Genomic DNA, 19,105 nt, shown 5'->3' with positions numbered 1-19,105 from the left:
AGATGTGGTGCTTGGTCAGGAAGCGTGTTCGGCTTGGGCCTTGAGGTGGGCAAGCCAGTTGTCGAGAGAGTCTTGGAGGGCTTTGCCGAGGTCGTCGGCCGCGGCCTCGACCGGGGCGCCGCTCCAGGACTCCTCGGTGCGGACGGTGGTGAGGTCACCGTTCTGCTCGAAAGTCCATACGTGGATGCCGGTGATGCCGCCGGCGGGGCCGCCCCACACGATCCGCTTTCCGGGGACCAGTTCGTGCACGGTGGAGGTGATGTCCAGGCCGTGGGTTCGCCAGCTGAAGGAGTTGCCGGGCAGCAGCGGGCCGTCGGCTTCTGCCCGGTCGATGTCCGGGTTCCAGCTGGCCCAGGCCGCGATGTCGGTGTGCAGCTCCCACACGGTCGTGAGCGGGGCTTCGACTACAGCGCTCAGGCGGACGATGACGGGAGCGGTCTCGTCGATGGTGATCATGGCTGTGTTCCTTCCAGGACGGGTATGTGTCGGTGTTGCGGCTGATCCATCGGCTCGGCCGGCTCAGGGGATTCGGGAAGGTTGTGGACGGGAGGGTTGCGGATCGGAAGCCGGGTGGGCGGTGGTGGTTGCGGCTCGCGTGCCGGTGCCGCGGGTGAGGAACAGCGCGAGGAGTGCGGTGGCGGCCAGGACTGCGGCCGAGACCGTGAAGGCGGTGCGGTAGCCCGCGGTGAGAGCCTCCAGGTGCGGCTGGTGGGCCGCGGCGTGCCCGGTGACGGAACCGGCCAGGGTCGCCAGGGCGGCGAGGCCGATCGCGCCTCCGACCTGGCGGGTGGTGTTCACCAGGCCGCCGGCCAGCCCCGCGTCCTGCGGCGGGACGCCGTCCACGGCGAGTGCGGTGAGCTGGACGAAGGCGATGCTCAGCCCGAGTCCGATCAGGATGCTCGGGCCGAGGATGTCCACGAGGTAGCTGCCGTGGGCGCTGATGCCGGACAGCCACAGCAGGCCCGCCGCCTCGGTGAACAGGGCCGCGGTCACCGTTGCGGTGGCGCCGATGCGCCGCGAGATGCGGGGTGCCACGGCCGCGCCGAGCATATTGGCCCCGGCGAGCGGGAGTTGGCCCACTCCGGTGGTCAGGGGATCCTCCCCGAGGACCTGTTGCTGGTAGAGCGGCAGGAAGAAGAACAGCGCGATCCACACGGACCCCAGCAGGGCCATCAGCAGGTTGCCCGCGGCGACCCGGCCGGTGGCGAACAGGCGCGGCGGTATGAGGGCGTTCGGCCGGTGAAGCTCGATCACGGCGAAGGCTGCGAGCAGCGTGGCGGCTCCGGCGAGTGAGCCCAGCACCCGGGCGTCCGTCCAGCCGGCGCCGCGTGCGGTGGTCAGTCCCCAGACCAGGAAGGTCAGGGCCAGGGTGATGACGGCGGTGCCCAGCAGGTCGAACCGCCCGTCCTTCCGTCCGGGCGCCCGTGGCACCAGCGCCGCCACGGCGACCAGGACCAGCGCCGCCCCGAGCGCCACGGAGTGGAAGATCCAGGGCCAGCCCCGCGCCTGGGTGAGGACACCACCCAGCAGGACGCCGCCCGCCCCTCCCGCACCGGAGACCGCGCCCCACACCCCCAGCGCTCTGCCCCGCCCGGGTCCGGGCGGGAACAGATCCATCGCCAGGGCGAGCGCGGCCGGGGCGATGGCCGCGGCACCAAGGCCCTGGACGGCGCGAGCCGCGATCAGCACGCTCGCGGATGCAGCCAGTCCCGCTGCCAGTGACGCCGCCGCGAACAGCGCGAGGCCGAAGACCAGCACCCTTCGGCGGCCGAGGAGATCGGCCGCCCGGCCGCCCGCGAGGAGCAGCGCCCCGAACGCCAGGCCGTAGGCGTTGACCACCCAGGTGGTCCCGCCGTCCGAGAGGCCGACCCCGGCGCGGATCTGCGGGAGCGCCACGTTCACGATGGAAGTGGCGAGCATGACGGTGAACTGAGCGGCGGCCAGCGCCGCGAGCGTGATTCCCGGCCGGGGAGCTCGAGCAGCTGCCTGGTCCGTCTCCGTGCGTGCAACGTTCATGCCGCACAGACTCGTGGCAGGCGGTGTCCACCCTCCAGGCCCGGCAGGGACGGGCGCTGTCCACTCCTGTCCGCACCTGTCCACCCGGTCCTGCCGGGGCCACGCCTCTGCCGTTGCTACCGGGAGCCGTGCAGCTCCTGCTGCCACAACGCTTCGCAGAGCAGGTCCAGGCCCTGACGCAGGTGGCGACGGTAGGTGCCGTACGGAAGGCCGAGGCGGCGGGCGGCGGCTTCCTGAGTGGGCGCACCCGAGAAGTAGCCCGCCGTCAGGGCCTCGCGGGCGCGCACTCCGCGCGGGTCACGGGCGAGGTCGTCGACGGCCTGGCGCAGCAGGGCACGCAACGCCCCGACAGGATCACCGAAGTCGGCCGCGAGACGGGTGCGCAGCAGGGCACAGGCGGCGAAGGCGCCCGCATCGCGCCAGTGGGCCAACGCTTCACGCACGGCCTGGTCGAACGTGGTACGCGAGACGGGAGACGGTCCGGCCGGCACAGGCACCGGCGCCTCGGTGGCCGATATAAAGCGTTGAAGCCATGCCTCCACGGGTATCTGACGCCAGTCGACGCCGAACAGCCCGTAGGTGTGCTCACCGACCCGCGGGCGCGCCCCGGTGTCGCTGAGGGTGCCCTTGACGCGCTCGGCCCAGGTCTCGGCGTCCCGGAAGACGGCGAAGCCATAGGCGCGGCCGCGGGCGCGTGCCGCCTCCGCCTGGGCCCGGGAACTGCTCAGGTCGATGACGCGTGAGGGCACCTGGTACCGCTCGGGGTAGATCGAGAAGCGGCTGACGCCGATGTGTTCGCCGGGGCTCACCGGCGCGGTGGCATCGGTGTACTGCCACGCGGCGGCGACGACGGGATCGGTGGCCAGGTCTCGGGGGTCGGGAGGGGCCGACAGAGCCAGCCGGGCCGTGAACGCCACGATCCGGCCCGTGTCCACGAGACGGTAGACGCTGAAAGCCTGCGGCTGACGCTGCGCCCAATAGCGGACCAGTTCCGCGGAGGCGGCCCCCTCGGTCTCCTCGGCCATGCGCAGCACAGCATCGATGTCATCCGGGTGCAGCGGACGGTCGTGCACCTCGTCCTCGCGGGACCAGGAGCGCAGCCGGGCCAGGGTCTCGCCCTCCCGGAAGAGGTAGAAGAGCTCGTCGGTGACGGTCCACACCCGCTCCTCGGGCGCCTCGCGCAGTATGCGCAGGTACTCGTCCGCCAGGCGCTGGCGCATCGCCTCGAAGGCGTTGGGTGCTCGCCAGCGCAGGTCGGCGGCCAGCGTCTCGCGTGCGGCGTCGTGCGGGTGGAGCCCCCGGTGTGTGGACTCCATGAAGGGCAGGTCCCGCAGCCAGGAGAAGAGCAGATGGGCATCCTCCCCGGGCAGCACCGCGGCGAGCAGTTCCTCGGACGTCGAGTGGGCCTGCGCCGCCACCTCCAAGGCGCGGCGGTGGACCGCCGTGGGCACCTCCCCGATCAGCCCCGCCAGCAGGGTGCGCAGGACGTCCGCAGTGGGGGCCCAGATCTCCTCCCTGCCGCAGCCCGCCGATCCGGCGGCGGCGGCGAGGGACAGGGCCAACGGGTTGCCTCCGGCGAAGCGGAGCACCCGGTCCCGTAGCTCGGGCCGGATCTGCGCCGCCACCAGGAGGCTCCGGGCCTGCTCCTCGGAGAACGGCTCCAGTTCGGTCACGTGCAGGAGCCGGGACCAGGCGGGGTCGGCGGTCCACTGCGGCTGCGGAGCGCGCCGGCCGGCCAGGACGACCAGGGTGTCGTCCGCGGCGCGGGGCAGGAAGTGGTGCCACAGCCAGCTCTCCAGCCACTGGCAGTGCTCGAAGGAATCCACGAACAGGACCGTGCCCGGAACGTCCAGGAACGCACCGGCAGCGTGCTCGAAGTCGGCCGGGTCCCGGCTGACGAACCGGCCGTCGAGTTCGACGAGCAGCCGGCCGGCCGTACGGGCGTGGTCCGCCAGGCGCCGCAGCAGCGACGACTTCCCGATGCCGCCCGGCCCGCACACGTAGAACGCGAACGGCGCCTGCGGATCGCCGGCCAACGCCTCCTCGAAGCGCCCGAGTTCCTCGTCCCGGCCGATGAAGGCCCGTACGCGCGCTCTGCTCAGTCGTTCCCCTACTGACACCATGGCGGCTCCCGTCCTCCTTGTGCACCACCCGGACCCGACCGGTCGGACGGAGATCCTAATGGAGGGGGGCCTTCACAGAGCAACGCTCGTTGAAGGCCCGCCCATGTCACGTGATGAGCCCGAGGTTCTCATCGTCGAGCTGACCGGTGATCAGGAGGGTTGTCTCCTCTACGCGTTGGAAGCGGCCGTCGGGGGCCAGTTCGGCGAAGAGGTAGACCTCGGTGCGCGACGTGTGGCCGTCGTGGTGGCTGAGGGTGACGGTGTGGCGGTCGGCGTAGCGCAGTCCGTCGCGGAGTTCATCGTGGACCTCGATGTGTCCGCTGCGGATCAGGGAGCGCAGGCGTGTGATGTGCCGGGCGAAGGAAGTCCGGTCACTCCACACGCCGTTGGTGCGCTGGCGATAGTCGGGGGTGAAGTGCCGGTCGAGGGCTTCGGCGAGGTCGACGCCCGGGCTGAACAGCAAGTCGTTGATGGCTCGGGCTATGCCGGTCGATGTCATGGTTGTCTTCGCCTAGGGGAGTAGGGGAGTAGGGGAGATACGAAGGTCCTGGCTCGGGGAGGTAGCCCGCGGAGGACGGTACCCGGCAGAAGCCGGGGGAGAGGCGGCCGTTGGTCCCGGCCGTCCGCCTCAGTGGACGGGGGTGAAGTCCAGCGACAGCGAGACGGGGCCTCGGGTGTACAGGCCGGTCTCCCGGTAGCGGAAGCCGGGGCTGTAGCGCACCTGGTCGAGCTGGGGCAGGAGCATCGCGGCGACGGTCTCGATCTCGGCGCGCGCGAACGCCGCGCCGACGCACTGGTGGAGTCCGGTACCGAAGGCCAGGTGCTGGGCGGCTGCGGTGAAGGAGCGGGCGGTGCCCAGGTCCGGGCGGTGGATGTCGAAGGCGTCCGGGGCGGCGAAGGCTTCGGGGTCGCGGTTGGCCGCGCCGATCATGCAGAAGACGGTGGCACCGGCCGGGACGGTGGCGCCGGCGAACACGGAGTTCTTCTCGGCCTGGCGGGGAATGAGCTGGACCGGCGGGGTGTAGCGCAGGGTCTCGGCGATCGCGGCGGCCAGCAGGTCCGGGTCCCGGCGGACCTGCGCCATTTGTTCGGGGTGGTCGATCAGGTGCTTGAAGAGCAGGGCGAGAGTCTTGTCCGCGGGCTCGGTGGAGGCAGCCAGAACGTTGATGATCAGTGCGGTTACGTCACGATTGCTCATGGCGATTCCGTCGAACTCGGCGGTGCACAGCTTCGATATCAGGTCGTCGCCGGGCCGGCCGCGCCGCTGTTCGATGACGGGGAGGAGATAGGCCTCCAACTGCTCGGCGCAGTCCATGCAGTGCCGGCGGCGCTCGGGGGTGAGGGTCATGCTGGTGATGAACTCGGCGACCCCGCTGTGCCAGGCAGTCACCTGCTGCCAGTCCTGTCTGTCCAGGCCGAGGACGTCGAGCGTCACGTGGACGGCGAGGGGCTTGCCGAAGTCGTTGACCAGGTCCACCCGGCCCTGAGTAAGGAAAGGGCCCATGAGTTTTGCGGCGTTGGCGTGGATGGCGCGTATCTGGTTCTGGAGGGCCTGGCCGGTGAAGCCCCGTACGACGATCTTGCGCTTGGCGGTGTGTTCGGCCCCGGTCATCTGGGCGAGGACCGGCCCGCGCATGACCGGCTCGGCGCGCACCTGCAGCGTCTCGGTGGTGAATGCTTCGTGGTCGGTCAGCACTCGCTTCACGTCCTCGTAGCGGGAGAGGAAGTAGCTGTCGATCGCCGGCTCGTAGTGCACCGGAGCCTGCTCCCTCAGCTGTGCGAAGCAGCGGTAGGGGTCTGCGGCGAAGTCCTCGGACAGGACGCTGAAGTGGGGGTTGACCACGGGCATTGCGAGGACCTCTCAAGGTGCACAGTGCGCGGAACGAGCAAGAGCCGGGGCCCTTGCGTTCGCGAGGGAGCAAGCAGGCGGACCCACCCGGCCTGCAGGACGAGAGAACGACGGCACAGGTTCCGCTCGCCCCCGGTGGTGACGGCGTGTCGGATGGCGGTTCGCCCGATCTGTCCGGGGACGTCAGCGGTCGGGGGCCCGTTCCCGGCAAACAGTGATCGTCGCTCTCTGGTGACGGGACGCTCCTGCGTGTAGCGTCAGCAGCAGCTGTCGTGGTTCGCAGTCCCTGCCCGCGCCCTGGCGTGGGCGTTTTGCTGTGCAGTGCCGGACCAGGGCGATCACCTCCGGGGCCGCGTGGTGCGGGCCCGACATCGACTGAGAGGGCAAGACCATGGCCAGCGGAACCGTGAAGTGGTTCAACGCCGAAAAGGGATTCGGTTTCATCGCGCAGGACGGCGGCGGCCCCGACGTCTTCGCCCACTACTCCAACATCAACTCCAGCGGCTACCGCGAGCTCCAGGAGGGCCAGGCCGTGACGTTCGACATCACGCAGGGCCAGAAGGGCCCGCAGGCGGAGAACATCACCGCTGCCTGATCCGCGCAGCCCGGATCCACCCGCCCCCGGAGCATGCGCTCCGGGGGCGGGCCGGCTTCCGGACCGTTTCCCTGCCGATAAGAGGGTTTCCCTCAGATCTTCCTTGGCCCTGTGCCGCCAGCGCTCCGTCGACCTCCTTCTCCTCCCGCGCCCGAACTGTGCACCTCGGCGTTACATGCCTCGCGCCGCACGACCGCCGGCGCCCCCGTCCCGGCCGCAGAGCCCGACGGGGTCCGACGAGGTGCCACCCGGCGAGACGCCACAGGCACATCGGCGGCGACGGGGAATGGCCGAACTCCTACGGAATCCGACTGCCGTTCGCCTGGTGTATTCGCCGCCGTCACGCCAGGCTCCCTCTCCGGTACCCCGTGCACGATGTCCTGGGGTGCGTTCAAGCACTTCTCGACCGAAGCAGAGGTCCCTCTCGCCATGGCAGAACTCAACCGCCGCCGCTTTCTCCAGCTCACCGGCGGCGCCGCCGCCCTGACCATGCTCAACGAGAGCATCGCGCGCGCCGCCGCCATCCCCGCGCAGGGGACGACCGGCACCATCGCCGACGTCGAGCACGTTGTGGTCCTGATGCAGGAGAATCGTTCCTTCGACCACTACTTCGGTGCGCTGCGCGGTGTCCGTGGCTTCGGCGACCCGCGGCCGGTGACCCTGGCCAGCGGCAAGTCCGTCTGGCATCAGACCGACAACGCGGGCAAGGAGACGCTGCCGTTCCGGCCTCCGTCCGACGACCTCGGCATGGAGTACCTCCAGGGCCTCAACCACGACTGGGCCGGCGGCCAGAGCGCCTTCAACAAGGGTAAGTACGACAACTGGGTGCCCGCCAAGACGCCGGCCACCATGGCCCACCTGACGCGCGACGACATCCCGTTCCACTACGCCCTCGCCGACGCGTTCACCATCTGCGACGCCTACCACTGCTCGTTCATCGGCTCGACCGACCCCAACCGCTACTACCTCTGGTCGGGCCACACCGGCAACGACGGCAAGGGCGGCGGCCCGGTCCTCAACAATGCCGAGGCCGGCTACGGCTGGACCACCTACCCGGAGCGCCTGGAGGCGGCCGGCGTCTCCTGGAAGGTCTACCAGGACATCGGCAACGGCCTCGACGCCGCCGGTTCCTGGGGCTGGATCAACGACGCCTTCCGCGGCAACTACGGCGACAACTCGCTGCTCTACTTCAACAACTACCGGGGCGCCCAGCCCGGCAACCCGCTGTACGACAAGGCCCGCACCGGCACCGACGCCAGGACCGGCGAGGGCTACTTCGACAAGCTGCGCGCCGACGTCACCGCCGGCACCCTGCCCCAGGTCTCCTGGATCGCCGCCCCCGAGGCCTTCAGCGAGCACTCCAACTGGCCTGCCAACTTCGGCGCCTGGTACATCGCGCAGGTGCTGGACGCGCTGACCTCCAACCCCGACGTGTGGGCCCGTACCGCGCTGTTCATCACCTACGACGAGAACGACGGCTTCTTCGACCACGTCGTCCCGCCGTACGCCCCCGCGGACGCCAACCAGGGCCTGTCGACCGTGCCGACCGCGCTCGACGTCTTCCCCGGCAAGGCCGGCTACGTCGCCGGACCGTACGGTCTGGGCCCGCGCGTTCCGATGCTCGTGGTCTCGCCGTGGAGCACCGGCGGCTACTCCTGCTCCGAGACCTTCGACCACACCTCCGTCATCCGCTTCATGGAGAAGCGCTTCGGTGTGCAGGAGCCCAACATCTCGCCCTGGCGCCGCGCCGTCTGCGGTGACCTGACCTCCGCCTTCGACTTCGCCCGCACGGACACCGGCACGGTCCGGCTGCCCGACACCGGCGGCTGGGAGCCGCAGGACCGCGAGCGCCACCCCGACTTCCGGGCCACCCCGCCGGCCGTGGCGACCATGCCGCGCCAGGAGAAGGGCCTGTGCCCCACGCGTCCGCTCAAGTACGCCCCGTACGTGGACGGCGCCGCACTCACCGACGAGGGCAAGTTCCGACTGACGTTCAGCGGCGGCCCGGACCTGGGCGCGCAGTTCTACGTCACCTCCGGCAACCGGACCGACGCCCCCTGGACGTACACCACCGAGGCCGGCAAGTCGATCGCGGACGCCTGGAACACCCGCTACTCGGCCGGTGTCACCGACCTGACCGTCCACGGCCCCAACGGCTTCCTGCGCGGCTTCCGCAACCCCGGCACCACCCCCGGCCCCGAGGTCACGGCCCGCCACAACGCCACCACGGGGAACCTGGACCTCACCCTCACCAACGCCGGAGCGTCGACCGCGACGCTCACGGTCACCAACGCCTACGGCGGCGGGCCGAAGCGCCTCACGGTCGCCAAGGGCGCCACCGTCACGTACAGCGTTCCCCTGAAGAACACGCGACGCTGGTACGACGTGACGGTCACCGCATCCGAATCCCCGGACTTCCGCCGCCGCTTCGCCGGCAAGGTCGAAACCGGCGCAGCCGGCCTCTCGGACCCGGCGATCCTGACGAACCAGTCCTCCTGACCCGAGCCCCGCTCCCCGGAGCCCTCCGTGGAGCGGGCCGCTCGAGGTCCCCTGCCGAGCGCGGCCCTGGCCGGGCCCGCTACGGCGTCGGGACGGAACAGGGGATCAGCCTGATCACCCTGGCCCAGCCTCGTGCGCGCAGCGGCCGCGCTTCCGCGCGCCGGTGCCGTCCCAGCGCCTCATTCGTGGATTCAGGCGTGCTGACGGTGCTTGCTGCGGCATCGTCGTACTCCGGCACCCCTGCCCGGGGTGTCTGGACATGGCGGGCTGGTTGCTGGAGGGGTGTCATGGGCGAGCGGGAGACGTGGACGACGGAGGAGTTCGGCACCTCGCACGAGGGCGCGGTCGGCGTGCTCCTGGCAGACGGCAGCGTGCCGGGCCCGGCCTACTTCGACACCGGGTCGGGGCCCCACGTGCACTCGACGTCCGAGTGGAGCGTCTATGACGGCCGCTTCCCCCGTGTGCCGCGGGCGGCGGCGCTGCGTGCGGTGTGCTCCTGCGGCTGGGCCGGACCCGAGCACCGTCTGGACTGGGAGGCGATCGGTGAGCAGGAACTCGCCGAGGCTGCCGACGACGAGGCGGATGCCTGTGTGCGGGACTGGGACGGGCACACCGTCGCAGTCGAGGCGACGACCGTCCCCCTGCCGGACAGCCTCACCGTCCTTCTGGAGCGACTGGAGGAGGAGATCGACAAGCTGGCCAAGACCTCCCCCATCGCGGCGGTACGAGCGGCCCGGCGGACGCAGATCACGGCCGAGCGGTCCGGCTACTGGGCCGCTCGTGCCACACGACAGGACCTGAATGCCGCCCAGGCCGCCGCCGCGCTCGGCCTCGATGAGGACGCCGCCCGCAAGGAGCTGGCACACTTCGGCCAGTGGAGCCCCTACTCCAGCTGAACAACCGCCGTGGCCCGCGGGCATCCCCTCGAGCCACCGCCCCGAAACCGTACCCTCTGCCACGTCCGACCGGGCCCGCAGGCAGGGCTACGGGGTGGCCGCCGGGCCCTGCGGGGCCTTGCCGGTGCCGCACAGTGCCTGCCGGTACACGCAGATCGGCGGCGTGGGGTCGTGCCGGCCGCCGCCGTCGACCCGGACCGGCTCCCGGCGGGCGTGCGCGCGGGGATCGGCTCCGCCGAGAGCCCCGACCGGACGTGGCGGGAGGCCCGTACCGCCCTGCGCTTCGCCACGCCGCGCGAACCTGTCGTCCACTAGGCCGACTTGGACGCGCTGGCGCTCCTGGCGGAGGTGCCCCGGGCCGCGTTGAGCGAGAACCCCGATGTCGCCGCGCCGGCCTGCGTGGCCGGCCACCCCGAGGGCCTGGACACACGCTGGACGCCTACTGCGCCGCCGGGTCCCTGCGCCGGGCCGTCGACCTGCTCCACCTGCACCACAGCAGCGTCGCCCGCCGGATCCAACAGATCGGCAAGGCGCTCGGCATCGACCTCACCTGCTGGCGCGTTCCAGAATGTCTGATTATCGATCCTCGTCGGGGAACACAAGCTCCCTTCCCGTCAGTTCACCGAAGCGAACCGGGGCGAGCCCGCACGACTCGTCCTGGACCGGTAGACCACTGGCAAGGAGAAACCGTGCGCATACTCTTCACCGGACCGGCCGCGGCCGGCCACCTCTTCCCGATGATCCCGACGGCGCAGGCATTGCGCGCCGCCGGCCACGAGGTGCTGTTCGCGAGCTCGCAGCCGCTGAACCGGCTCCGCGAGGCAGGTTTTCCGATCGTCGAGATCGGCGACGGCCGCACCATCCGGGACGTGTTCGAGCAATCCACCGGTGAGGAGGTGCGCTACGTCGCTACCGACATGACGTCGGACCAGATTCTCGACAGGGCGGCCCACGGCTTCGCGCTCGTCTCCCGCCCCACCGTGGACGGCCTGCTGGACGCCGCCGACAACTGGGGCGCGGACCTGCTGGTCTACGACTCCTTTCAGGCCTCCGCCCCGCTGGTCGCAGCCAAGCTCAAGATCCCGTCGGTGATCCAGAACTTCGGCGTCACGTCCGGCCTCGACATGGTCGGCCGACTCGCCGCCAACTTCACCGAGGCGTACGAGACGTACAAGGTGGCCGGCCCCGCCGAGCCCACCGCGCTGAACATCGTCCCCGCCTCGCTCGGCGGCGACCCCGGCGGCCTGCGGATGCGCTACATCCCCTACAACGGCGGCGGGACCGTCCCCGCCGAGCTGCTCCGCCGCGGCACCCGCCCGCGCGTCGCCGTCACCCTGGGCACCGTGTTGACCGAGATGGACGGCGTCCGCGCCATCATCCGCCTGATCGAGGCCGCCGCTGCGGTGGACGCGGAGTTCCTGCTCGCCGTCGGCGACGCCGACCTCACCCCGCTCGGCACCCTCCCGGACAACGTCCGCCCGCTGCCCTGGGTCCCGCTTGCCGAGCTGCTGACCGCCTCCGACGCACTGATCCACCACGGCGGCTCCGGCACCCTGCTCACCGCCCTGCAGGCCGGCCTGCCCCAGCTCCTGCTTCCGCAGGGCGCCGACCACTTCACCAACGCCGACGCCCTCACCGCGACCGGCGCCGCTCTGCGCTCCGCCTCCGATGACGTCGATGCCCCGCTCCTCACCCGCCTGATCACCGACCAGGCCCTGCAGGAGGCCGCCGCCCGCCTGCAGGCGGAGAACGCCGCCCTGCCGTCCCCGGCCGAAACGGTCCCCGCCCTGGAGGCCCTGGCCGCCTCGTAGGATGCAGCACAACCGCCGGTGGCGGGGCGCCCGTCGCCCCGCCACCGTGGTGCGTTGGCAGCTTCCGCCAGAAATGGGTGATCTGCGACTGTGGCCTGCGGGCTCACCACCTGTGGGTGGGGGTCGCTGGCGGGTTCGCACCGACGATGTGAGACCGGCGCTGTCCCTGACTCGGCTTTCGGGGCCGGCCAGCAGCTTTCCTGTTCGGTCGCAGGTCGCAGGTCGCAGGTCGCAGGTCGCAGGTCGCCGGTGGACCGGTCCCACCGTTCCTTCCACCCCTGACGTTCCAACTCAGGGTCCGCCCGACGAGGGTCGAGGTTGCCCAGGGGGTGCGGCACGGGGCCGGGGAACGGCGGTGAACGGCGCGGATGTTAGCTTCTATCCCGTGGTGGAACACCAGGACGAGACCAGGGCGGCCTACGACGGGATCGTCGAGCTCTATGCGTCGATGTTCGCTGATCGGCTGCAGACGCGGCCGTTCACGCGGGCCATGATCGGCACCTTCGCCGAGCTGGTGCGCGGCAATGGGAACCTGCGGACAGCCGACGTCGGGTGCGGGCCCGGACATCTGACGGCCATGCTCCACGACCTGGAGCTGGAGGCCTTCGGGCTCGACATCTCCCCGGCCATGATCGACCACGCCCGGCGGGCCCATCCGGCGCTGCGGTTCGACGAGGCGCGGATGGAGGCCATGCCGGTCGAGGACTGCGCGCTCGGCGGCATGCTGGCCCACTACTCGATGATCCATACTCCGCCTGGGGAATTGCCCGTGCTGCTCGCCGAGCAGGTGCGTGTCCTGGCACCAGGGGGCCTGCTCCTGGTCTCGTTCTTCGCGACCGACGGACCGGAGCCGGTCCGCTTCGACCACAAGGTGACCCCCGCCTACAGCTGGCCGGTGGACCGGTTCGCAGAGTTGCTGACCGGGGCCGGGCTCACGACTTTCGCGCGGCTGCTCCACGACCCGGCCTCCGAGCGGGGGTTCCTCGACGCTCACTTGCTGGCCCGCCGCCAGTAGAGCGTGCCCGCGTCGGCCGGCGACAGTTCTTCAAAGGGGACCGTGTTGATCACGAACGGGTAGCGTGCCGCGACATGCCGTGCGGCGGGCCGGTCATGCGGCGCGGCAGAGCTCCGCAGGGCCGGCCGGTGCTGCGGCGCGGGGCGCGGTCGCGTGTACGGGACGGGCGGTGCGGACGGCGGCCGCGGCCTGCGAGCGGCTCCGTGCGAAGACGACGAGGCGCAGCACCGCGAACCGGGCGACACCGGCGATTGCGGAGGCGGACAGGTAGACGCCCTGCTCGAGCAGCGCACCGGGTGCCGCCACCAGCTGGTGCAGGACAAGCATCGCCACGCAGGTCACCGCATACGCCGCCGCCGCGGACCCGGCCGACTGGGCGTGCTGGCGCCAGGTTGCGCGCCCGCCCGCGCCGAAGGAGAAGCGTGCGTGCAGCTCGGTGGTGAGGAGCGTGGAAGCCGCCGTGATCAGGGCGTTGGCCAGGCCCCAAGGAACCCAGACGGCGAGGGCCGCCACGGCGAGGCTGGAGGCGAGTCCCACTCCGCCGCCACAGAGCACGAAGCGGGCGAAGGCGGTGACGGCGCCGGGTGTCGCCTGCTGCCGGCTCTGTGCTGTCTCCATGTCCGACCCCTTTGATCGCTCCCTTTGTGAAACGCGCACCTCCCGGCCTGTGAAGCCTTCGGGTCCGTTGTTTCTGATGAGTGAAACGCTACGTTGCATTCATCGATCGAGCAACTGATTTGTTGCGCATAATTGGCATTATTGCAGGTAAAGGCGGCGAAATCGTTGCAATCGCCTTGAGTCTAATGCAACAGCATCCATCCTCGACGTTGCAATGGATTGAGGGTGAATGCTATGCCTGATGTTGCGGCACGAACGCCGATGCGACCTGGCGGAGATCGCCAGAGCTGCCCGGGTTCGGCACGACGGGGTGGCCCCGGACGACATCCGCCCCGGCGGCCCTGGTGCCGCTGACCGGCCGGTTCGAGGGGCCCGACCGCGATCCCGCGCGCCTGACGGATTCCGAGTGGCAGGGCGCGGGTCTGGAGGCGGGCGAACAGGATGACGCCCGGCAGGAGACGTACGAGGCGCTGATCGAGGCGGCACGCGCGCCGGGCCGCTGTTGCGCGCCCTCTCTCCGTTCATGAGCCACTGGGCGCTGTGCTTCTCGACCACGACCCGCCGCGCCTGACCGTCATCGGACCGTCCGGCGCCTGATCGGCGGGCGCGTTGCGATGAGTACGGGCTCTGCCGCCGGTCTACCCTTCAGATCCATCCTCTGGGAGGAGTGGCAGATGACCGATACGAGGACTTTCGACCTCGGACCACAAGCCCGGATCGTGGCCCGTCTCGCGGCGGCCGTTCCGGACTCCCGCCTCGCCGACCGGACGCCCTGTCCCGAGTACGCGGTCAGCGACCTGCTGGGTCACCTCACAAGCCTCGCCGTCGCGTTCCGCGATGCCGCCCGCAAGGACCTGGGCCCCACAACGGACACGGCCCCCGGCGCAGCCACGCCCTCCCTGCCCGCCCGCTGGCGGGAGGAACTGCCCAGGGTCCTCGGTGAACTGGCCGAAGCCTGGAAGGATCCGGCCGCCTGGACCGGCATGACCCGGGCGGGCGGCGTGGACCTGCCCGGCGAAATCGCGGCCGCGGTGGCTGCCGACGAACTGGTGCTGCACGGATGGGACCTGGCTCGGGCCACCGGTCAGGAGTACGCACCCGATCAGGCCGCGCTGCGCGCCTCGCATGTGTTCCTGCTGGCGGTTGCAGAGGACGGGGACCGAGGCGGGGGCATCTTCGGGCCGGTCGTACCCGTACCGGACGACGCCCCGCTGCTGGACCGGGCCGTCGGGCTGAGCGGGCGTGACCCGGGCTGGACGCCACCGACATCTGCATGAGGTAGGCCACAGCTGTCCATCCGGAGCGCATTCCGGTCGGTCATGCAGCCGTGAGCCTCTGTAACCATGGCGGTCGACGGGACCCAGCCGTACCTGGCCCGCCCGAGCAGGGCTCCGGCTGGGCGTGCTCGCCTGCGAACCGATGGGCTGCGGCTGAGGCCGGGGCTCCGTTCTCTGTGCCCCGGCCCGCCGGGGCACAGAGCATCCAGGCTCTCAGGTTTGGCATTGCTTCGTGGCCGCGGGAGACCAGCCGCTCCAAGCAGCGCCGTCGGCCCGGGCATGTACTCGGATCTCGACCTTCACGGGGCCGCATACCCGGGTCGTGCTTCCCACTTCGACCGGGCCGATGGCTTCGCCGGCCCGGACGTAGGCGCGTCCGCTGCCTACTTTCTCCCAGTGCCCACCATCGACGACACGGAAGAAGGCCTCATAGGAGACGTTCAGCCCCTTCGCTCTGAGCGTCATCAGCCTCCGGGCGGAGCCGCTGAGCGCGCTTGGTGAGCCGATCGTGGGGTGGTCAGCGGCACCTCCGCCCACACCTGCTTGCCGCCGCTGAGAGGCACCGAGCCCCACGACGCCGTCGTCGCCTCGACGATGAGGATTCCACGGCCCCCGGTCGCCGACCAGTCCACGTTCCCAGGCTTGACCGGGCTGCGGGGCGAGGCGTCGTTCACGGCGATCCGCAGCCGGTCCGCGGACAACGTCAGATCCAGCCGCACCTCTCCCTGCGTATGGGCGATCGCATTGGTGACCAGCTCGGAGACCACCAGCAGAGCGATGTCGAGTTCCTCCGCCACGCCCCACGAGCGCAGTGTGCGCGCGGCGAAACGGCGAGCGTGGTGGACGGCGTTGGGGAGCCGCCAGACGGTCCAGTTCGTCCGCATCGGCCGGACGCGGGTGCCGTCGTAGCGCAGGAGCAGCAGCGCCACGTCGTCGTCCCGCCGGTTGACCCGCGCGACCAGCTCGTCGGCGACCATCCCCGGGTCGGCCGGGTCCGACGAGGCCAGCACGTCGCACACCCGGCGCATGCCGTCCTCCAGACGGACGTTGGACGACTCGACCATGCCGTCCGTCAGCAGGGCGAGCATCGTCCCCGGGAGCAAGCCGACTTCCGTCATGGGGAATTCGGCGTCCGTGACCACTCCCAGCGGCGGTCCTCCCTCGACCGGTATCTCCTCGGTACTGCCGTCCGGCTTGCGCAGGACCGGCTGCAGGTGCCCGGCGCGGACGAACCAGGCGATGCCCTCCTCCATGTCCAGGTCCACGTACAGGCAGGTGGCGAAGAGGTCTGTCTCCATGCCGACGAGCAGGCGGTTGGCCCGGGCGATGACCACATCGGGCGGGTGGCGCTCCACTGCGTAGGCCCTCACGGCCGTCCGGATCTGGCCCATGATGGTCGCGGCTCCGGCGCTGTGCCCCTGCACATCGCCGATGACGAGCGCCACGTGGCCGTCGCCGAGCGGGATGACGTCGTACCAGTCGCCGCCCACCTCGAGCCCCGCGGTCGCGGGCAGATAGCGGGCGACGGCCACCCCACCGGGCAGCGAAGGGAGTTTGCGCGGCAGCAGGCTGCGCTGGAGCATCGTGGCGAGTTCGTGGCCGGCGTTCAGCGCGTGCGCGCGCATCAGCGCCTGCCCCACGAGCCCCGCGGTGGCCGTCAGCAGCGACCGCTCCTCGGGTCCGAACCGGTGCTCACCGTCCCATCCCACGAGGCAGACGCCGACCATCCGGCCGTCCGCCGGCAGCGGCAGGACCGCGAGGCCGCCGGGCCCGATCCCCGCGAGAGCGGGTTCGAGGTCCGCACCCGGCGGCCATAGGCTCACATGGCCCTCCCGCAGTACGGTCTGCAGCGTGGGCAGGTCGTGCATCGAGGCGTCCGGCCACTCGGACCGCCATTCCGAACGCCACATACCCGGCCATGCCTGCGGCTCGGGAGGGTCGAGGACGGTGACCACGAGCCGGTCGGCCTCCAGCTCGGCGACCGCCACCCGGCTCGCGTCCAGTGGGCCGCGCAGGGAGTTGACGACTATTTGGCTGACGTCCCTGATGGTCGTCGCGCCGGCCAGCGTGGCGGACAGCCGCTGCACGATGGAGACTTCGTCGGCACTGGGGCGCAGGTAGGAGGCGTCGGCCACCACGCCGAGGACCCGTACGGGGTTGCCGTCGTCGTCCGTCATCACCCGGCACCGCAGGCCCAGCCAGCGCAGTTCACCTCCCGGCCGGCGGATGCGGAACGCCAGCTGTTGCGGACCCGACGCCAGCCTGTCGGGCTCCACGACGGCCATCAGCGCAGGGATGTCGTCCGGTACGGCACTCGCGAGCAGCGTCTCCACCTTGCCGTCGAACTGGTCGGGCGGGATCCCGAGCAGTTCCAGTACGCGCGCGTGCGCCTCCATGTGGCCGGAGCCGAGTTCCAGGATGAACGCGCCGCCCCGGAGCGGCACCAGCGTGTGTCCCCGCACGGGGCGCGGGGCCGTGCGCCCCGGCGCGTGGGCGGCCACCGATGCGAGTCCGGCGGCGACCTGGTCGGCGTACAGTTCCAGCAGGCTTCGGCGGTCGTTGCTGAACCCGTCGGGGACATTGCCGGCGACGATCAGGCAGCCCAGCTCCTTGGAGCCGTGCCCGAGCGGCAGGGCGCCGAGCGAGAGCCTGGCCGGCGACACCCTGACGGAGTCGTCCCGCACCCGTCCGGGGAAGTGGTGCGGGTCCTCCTCCACGTATGCGGCGAGTTCCTTCGGGTTCAGCCACAGCGGGCGGCCCGAGCGGTAGGCCTCGGCGGCCGGGGAGTGCCCGTCCACGGAGAGGACCGCCGGCAGCCCGTACAGCATGGAGCGGTTTCCGGTCATCTCGGCCAGATGGAGTTCCTCGCGGCCGTCGGCGAGCACGTAGACAGCGGCCAGCTCAGCCCCGCAGAACGCAAAGCGCTGGCTCGTCACGGTCTGTAACGCCTTTCTGCAAGGGCAGCCGCGGCCGACCGCCCTCCCTCCATGCTGTCGCGCCCCACACCGTCACGGCGAGTCGGGAGCGGACAGAGTCCTGGTGGGGCCGGTGGAGCCCTTGGTGCGTGGACCCTGCCGGTAGCCCGGCGGATGCGGCCATGGGCGGGCACGAGGTCGTGCACCCAGGTGCCCGGGCGATGGCCGGCGCGCTCCCGATCGGCTCGTTCATGGCGGCGTCGCGAGGTCTCGGGGCCCTGTTCGGCCCTCGCAGATGAGCGCGCGGTGCGGGAGTGGCCGCAGCCGGGTCGATCACCTGGCCCAGGGCCTGGCTGACGATCTTCGGCCGTCGTGGCGCTGCGGCAGCGGTGGCCAGGCCTGCGTATGACCGGTGCGGGCCAGGGCCACGGCGCCACCGGGGTACCCGGCGCCGGGGCCGGCGGCCTGCGGGGCGCCGAATCCTGCGTACTGCGGCTCGTCCGCGGGTGTCGGGCGGGGCCGGGGCGTGGCCTCGGCCCCGCGGCCGGAGCCCGCGGCATGCTGGGCACGGTGGCCGCCGGACAGTCCGCCCGGCCACCAGCTCCACTTGCCGAGGGCCGCCATCAGGGCCGGCAGGACGAAGATCCGGATGATCACCTCGCTGGGCAGCGGCGGGAAGAGGTTCTCCAGTGCGATGGCCAGGCCGGCCACGGGGCCGCGCATCGTGTCGGCGAGGTCGGCGGCCCAGCCCGCGAAGCCGTCGGCGGGCGCCTGGGGAAGAGGCAGGTACATGAGGTGCACGGTGTGGTCTCCAAGATTGGCCGGGTCGGTCGCCCGGAGCAGCTGCCCCGATTCCCTTCCAGCCTGGAAACCGCTGTTCAGCGGGGGTATGAGGGTTGCCGTCCGACCTAGTGGTGTTTTCCGCAGTGCCGGCCCTGCGGAAACCGCAGGGCCTTGCCTCCAGCTCACCGACGCCCCGCCGGAAGGCCGGACATCTCGCCGACAGACGCCGTATCCCTGTTCCGTATTCCCGGACGGGGAGTTCCGGGTGAACCCGTGAGCCATCCACGAGGATTCGTGAAGAATGCACCTAGGTGGCGGTGCTGAATGCCCGTAACGTATTTCTCGTAACTGACAGCCAAACGGGAGGTATTACCATGATCTCGACCGTCAAGACCAACGCCATCACCGCTGTGGTCCACAACCGCGCCGTCGTCCACAACCGCGCGGTCGTGCACAACCGTGCGGTCGTCCACAACCGCTCGGTCGCCAAGTGAAGCTGACCCTCTGAGGTCCTTCGACCACGGTCCCGGGGTTCTCCCGGGACCGTGGCACTTTGCACCAGGAGTCAGTTTCTATGGGGGCTGATATGTCGGCGGACGACACCGCTTTGGAAATCGTGGACGTTGAGATATACGACCTCGAGCAGGATCTGTGCTTTCTCGCCACCCCGAACGGTGGGCAGTTCTATATATCCGCCCCCACATCAGA

Annotated in this window: 13 protein-coding genes and 3 pseudogenes; 8 read left to right on the top strand and 8 right to left on the bottom strand. The window is 70.9% G+C overall.

All coding sequences use genetic code 11. From position 1 onward, the window contains the following. Positions 1-15: 15 nt before the first annotated feature. The 5 genes from AB0M76_RS32395 to AB0M76_RS32375 form a co-directional block, all read right to left on the bottom strand. Positions 16-456, bottom strand: coding sequence for an SRPBCC family protein (locus AB0M76_RS32395; protein WP_365956311.1), 441 nt, complete (start codon positions 454-456; stop codon positions 16-18). Positions 457-519: 63 nt separating this feature from the next. Then, complete coding sequence (locus tag AB0M76_RS32390; protein ID WP_365956310.1) at positions 520-2,016, bottom strand: MFS transporter; 1,497 nt, start codon at positions 2,014-2,016, stop codon at positions 520-522. A 116-nt stretch (positions 2,017-2,132) separates the two neighbouring features. Further along, positions 2,133-4,139 carry an ATP-binding protein gene (locus AB0M76_RS32385; protein WP_365956309.1) on the bottom strand — a complete coding sequence of 669 codons (2,007 nt, stop codon included), beginning with the start codon at positions 4,137-4,139 and terminating at the stop codon, positions 2,133-2,135. Positions 4,140-4,245: 106 nt separating this feature from the next. Beyond that, entirely contained in the window at positions 4,246-4,638 is a 393-nt protein-coding gene (locus AB0M76_RS32380) for a nuclear transport factor 2 family protein (protein ID WP_365956308.1), read from the bottom strand. A gap of 129 nt (positions 4,639-4,767) precedes the next feature. Further along, positions 4,768-5,988 carry a cytochrome P450, cyclodipeptide synthase-associated gene (locus tag AB0M76_RS32375; RefSeq protein ID WP_365956307.1) on the bottom strand — a complete coding sequence of 407 codons (1,221 nt, stop codon included), beginning with the start codon at positions 5,986-5,988 and terminating at the stop codon, positions 4,768-4,770. Positions 5,989-6,379: 391 nt separating this feature from the next. Between AB0M76_RS32375 and AB0M76_RS32370 the strand changes: the two genes are divergently transcribed. The 6 genes from AB0M76_RS32370 to AB0M76_RS32345 all read left to right on the top strand — a co-directional run bounded on the left by AB0M76_RS32370 (position 6,380) and on the right by AB0M76_RS32345 (position 12,804). Next, positions 6,380-6,583, top strand: a complete 204-nt coding sequence (locus AB0M76_RS32370) for a cold-shock protein (protein ID WP_266670860.1) — start codon at positions 6,380-6,382, stop codon at positions 6,581-6,583. 429 nt (positions 6,584-7,012) lie between these two features. Next, entirely contained in the window at positions 7,013-9,082 is a 2,070-nt protein-coding gene (locus AB0M76_RS32365) for a phosphocholine-specific phospholipase C (RefSeq protein ID WP_365956306.1), read from the top strand. A 287-nt stretch (positions 9,083-9,369) separates the two neighbouring features. Further along, a complete protein-coding gene (locus AB0M76_RS32360; protein WP_365956305.1) occupies positions 9,370-9,978 on the top strand; it encodes a hypothetical protein in 609 nt (202 codons plus the stop codon). A gap of 171 nt (positions 9,979-10,149) precedes the next feature. Then, complete coding sequence (locus AB0M76_RS32355) at positions 10,150-10,293, top strand: hypothetical protein (RefSeq protein ID WP_365956304.1); 144 nt, start codon at positions 10,150-10,152, stop codon at positions 10,291-10,293. Between the two features lie 374 nt (positions 10,294-10,667). Then, positions 10,668-11,789 (top strand): nucleotide disphospho-sugar-binding domain-containing protein, encoded by a 1,122-nt coding sequence (locus AB0M76_RS32350; protein ID WP_365956303.1) that lies wholly within the window; start codon positions 10,668-10,670, stop codon positions 11,787-11,789. A gap of 385 nt (positions 11,790-12,174) precedes the next feature. Beyond that, entirely contained in the window at positions 12,175-12,804 is a 630-nt protein-coding gene (locus tag AB0M76_RS32345; protein WP_365956302.1) for a class I SAM-dependent methyltransferase, read from the top strand. A 93-nt stretch (positions 12,805-12,897) separates the two neighbouring features. On the opposite strand, the gene AB0M76_RS32340 is transcribed toward AB0M76_RS32345, so the two are convergent. Continuing rightward, positions 12,898-13,422, bottom strand: coding sequence for a hypothetical protein (locus AB0M76_RS32340; RefSeq protein WP_365956301.1), 525 nt, complete (start codon positions 13,420-13,422; stop codon positions 12,898-12,900). A gap of 496 nt (positions 13,423-13,918) precedes the next feature. On the opposite strand from AB0M76_RS32340, the pseudogene AB0M76_RS32335 reads away from it, so the two are divergent. Beyond that, positions 13,919-13,993 (top strand): annotated as a pseudogene (locus AB0M76_RS32335) (DUF6193 family natural product biosynthesis protein); the annotation flags it as partial. 103 nt (positions 13,994-14,096) lie between these two features. After that, on the top strand, positions 14,097-14,699 hold the full coding sequence (locus AB0M76_RS32330) for a TIGR03086 family metal-binding protein (RefSeq protein ID WP_365956300.1): 603 nt from the start codon (positions 14,097-14,099) through the stop codon (positions 14,697-14,699). A gap of 464 nt (positions 14,700-15,163) precedes the next feature. On the opposite strand, the pseudogene AB0M76_RS32325 reads toward AB0M76_RS32330, so the two are convergent. Both AB0M76_RS32325 and AB0M76_RS32320 read right to left on the bottom strand, forming a co-directional pair. Continuing rightward, positions 15,164-17,650: pseudogene (locus AB0M76_RS32325) on the bottom strand (SpoIIE family protein phosphatase); the annotation flags it as partial. Positions 17,651-18,256: 606 nt separating this feature from the next. Then, positions 18,257-18,406 (bottom strand): annotated as a pseudogene (locus tag AB0M76_RS32320) (DedA family protein); the annotation flags it as partial. Positions 18,407-19,105 lie beyond the last annotated feature (699 nt).

Source organism: Streptomyces sp. NPDC051364 (assembly GCF_040682115.1).
Classification (GTDB): Bacteria; Actinomycetota; Actinomycetes; order Streptomycetales; family Streptomycetaceae; genus Streptomyces.
This window is presented reverse-complemented; position numbering and strand designations above follow the sequence as displayed.